The sequence below is a fragment of the Streptomyces lushanensis genome (genome assembly GCF_001700515.1).
Taxonomy (GTDB): domain Bacteria; phylum Actinomycetota; class Actinomycetes; order Streptomycetales; family Streptomycetaceae; genus Streptomyces; species Streptomyces lushanensis.
Genome location: NZ_MAUD01000550.1, coordinates 1 through 2,882 on the forward strand (window position 1 = coordinate 1; position 2,882 = coordinate 2,882).

Annotated in this window: 2 protein-coding genes; both read right to left on the reverse strand. The window is 74.3% G+C overall.

The genetic code is table 11. From position 1 onward, the window contains the following. Nucleotides 1–118: 118 nt before the first annotated feature. On the reverse strand, nt 119–562 hold the full coding sequence (locus BFF77_RS31100; protein ID WP_066956747.1) for an LPXTG cell wall anchor domain-containing protein: 444 nt from the start codon (nt 560–562) through the stop codon (nt 119–121). 122 nt (nt 563–684) lie between these two features. After that, complete coding sequence (locus tag BFF77_RS31105) at nt 685–2,733, reverse strand: sensor histidine kinase (protein ID WP_107422301.1); 2,049 nt, start codon at nt 2,731–2,733, stop codon at nt 685–687. Nucleotides 2,734–2,882: the final 149 nt, after the last annotated feature.

Genomic DNA, 2,882 nt, shown 5'->3' on the forward strand with positions numbered 1-2,882 from the left:
GGCATGACGGTGGCGCCGCCCGGCGAAGGGCGGCGCCACCGTCATGCCGCACGGTGTGCGGGGGTCGGACGGGGTGCCGGGCCGGCTGTCGCGCCGGCGGCGGACCGGGTGCCGGGTCTCAGGCGTCGCGTCGCTCGGCGGCGCGGCGGCGCAGTACGAAGGTGCCCGCGCCCGCGAGCAGCAGGGCACCGGCGACCGAACCGGCCAGGGTGGTGGCGCCGGTGTCTTCGGCCGGGGCTTCGCCCGCGGCGACGCCGCCGCGCGGCAGGTTGCCGTCGGCCGAGGCCCTCTTCGCGGCCTCGGCCTTCAGGGCTTCGGCTTTCCTGATCTCCTCGCGCGAGGAGTCCTCCGGGACCCCGGCCTTCTTGGCGGCCTCGGCCTTCGCGGCCTCGGCCCTCTTCAGCTCGGCGGCCTTGTCGGCCGGGACCGGCCGTTCGGTCGTCGTCGCGGACGGCACCGAGGCCCGGTCCGAGGCGACGGCCGCGGAGACCGGGACGAGCAGCGCGCAGGCCGTGACGGCGGTCAGGACCGCGAGGCGCGTGCGGTGATGGCGGGACGACATGTATGGCTCCAGTTCCGGCCCGGCCTTGGCGTACCTGGATGCCGAGTCGCACCAGGTTCCGGGCAGGACTCAAGACTGGCGACCGCTTGTGAAGAAGCTGTCAGGACACCATGGTCATCGCATCAGGGCCGGGCCGTGGTGCCGCCGGTGCGGCCGGTCTCCCCGATGCCGCCGCTGTCCCGAGGCTTCCCGCTCCCGCCGGTCTCCTCCCGCTCCGTACCACCACCGGGCGCCGCCGGCAGCCGCAGGGTGAAGACCGAGCCCTGTCCCTCGGTGCTCGCCACACCCGCCGTTCCGCCGTGGGCCTCGGCCAGTTTGAGGACGATCGCCAGACCGAGACCACTGCCGCCGGTGCTCCGGTTGCGGGACTTCTCCGCCCGCCAGAAGCGGTCGAACACATGAGGGATGTCGTCCGCCGGGATACCGCTGCCGGTGTCGGACACCTCCAGGACCACCTCGTCCCCGGAATCGGTGAGGTGGGAGCGCAGCGTCACCGTGCCCCCGGGCGGGGTGTGGCGTACCGCGTTGGAGACCAGGTTGCTGACGGCCTGACGCAGCCGGACCGGGTCGGCCCGCACCGTCGGCCGGGCGGTGTCCGGCGTCCTCGCCGGGACCGCCAGCGTGACCCCCGCCGTCTCGGCCAGCCCCTGGTGGGCCGCGGCGACCTGACCGAGGAGGTCGGCGACGCCCACCGGCTCCAGGTGCAGACGGAGCGCGCCCGCGTCGGCCGCCGCCAGATCCCGCAGATCGTCGATGATGTGCTGGAGCTGCACCGCCTCTTCGAGGAGCGAGGAGACGAACGCCGGATCCGGCTCGGCCAGACCGTCCTGGGCCGCCTCCAGCCAGCCCCGGATGTTGCTCAGCGGGGTACGCAGCTCGTGGGCGACATCGCTGACCATCACCTTGCGCTGCTCTTCGAGCCGGGCGCGGTGGACGGCCATGTCGTTGAAGGCCGCCGCCAGCCGTCCGATCTCGTTGTCCGGTCCGACCGGCACGGGCGCCGAGTCCAAGCCGTCCCGCATCCGCTGCGCGGCGCCGGTGAGCGCGTGCAGCGGACGTACGAGCCGGGCTCCGGCGATCACGGAGACGCCGACGGTGAGGGCGAGAACGAGCGCCGTGACACCGACGATGCGCGCGGTGTTCGCCGGTGAGAGATCGAACCCGGGCACGCTGACGGCGCCGGGGTCGTCGATGAACAGCAGGGCCGGCGCGGCGACATAGGCCGTGAGCTGTTCGCGGCGGGCGCTGCCGACGCAGGAGGCGATGGCCCGGTCGTACCCGCTGTCGCGGGCCGCGGGCACGCGTCCGACGGGCCGGCCGGCCGCGGCTGCCTTCTTCTCGGCCGCTTGTGACGCGTCTTCGTACGCTCGCGCGAGGGCCTCTCTGCGCTCGGCCGGCAGTCCGGCGTCCGTGGGCCGCTGCCCGTATCCCCGGTCCCAGGACAGGTCCGGATTCAGTCTCACGCCCGTGCGTCCCTGGCGTTTCAGACAGGCGTCGGCGAGTTGGTTGAGCGCGTGCAGGGCCTTCTTCTCGGTCGCGGTGGGCGCGGCCGAGTCGGTTGCCAGGCACTTGAGTTCCATCGAGCGGTCGGTGTCGTCGCTCACGAACTCGATACGGGGCCGGCCGCTCGGGCTCTCGACCACGTCGGCGGCGATACCCACGCGGTTGAGGCACTCCACGCTCCTGGCGGTGGCCCGCCGCAGACCGGCGCGTTCCTCCGCGGGCAGCAGGAACGGCCCCACGGCGCGCGGATCGACACCGTCCGGGCCGGCGGAGGCGGCATCGGGCACCAGGACGGTGTCGACGGACAGCGGGTCGACCACCGCCGAGGCCTGCGCGGGCAGCGGGGCGGCGGACGAGGTGCCGGAGGAGCCGCCGGAGGAGGCACCGCCGGAAGCACCGGAGGAGGAGTCGCCGGAGGAGTCGAAGAGCGGCCTGCGGTCCTGGGTGGTCAGCGCGATCCGGCGCTGGGACTGCCGGGCCAGCTCCCGCACGGTGCCGTCCACGCCCTCCCAGCCGGGATGGGTGGCCGCGTAACCCAGCAGGGTGTCGTAGATCTTGGCATCGGAGCTGAGGTTCTGCCCCTGCTGCCGGCGGATCGCGCCGGACGTCGTCTGCACCGCGAGCCAGGCGGTGGCGGCGACCGAGCACGAGGCCACCAGCACCGACACGGTCAGCAGCCGGCCGAGCAGACTCCTGCGGAGCGGCAGCCGTACGCGCCGGGCCCGCGCCCGTCGCCACGGCGCCCGCCGCCGTCGAGGACGAGGTGCTCTCGGTGGGCACGCTCAGGATCGGTCCGGCCCGGCACGAGGTGTCGGTC

Coding starts and splice junctions, on each gene's coding strand:
- BFF77_RS31100 (WP_066956747.1), bottom strand. CDS start 562: ATGTCGTCCCGCCATCACCGCACGCGCCTCGCGGTCCTGACCGCCGTC.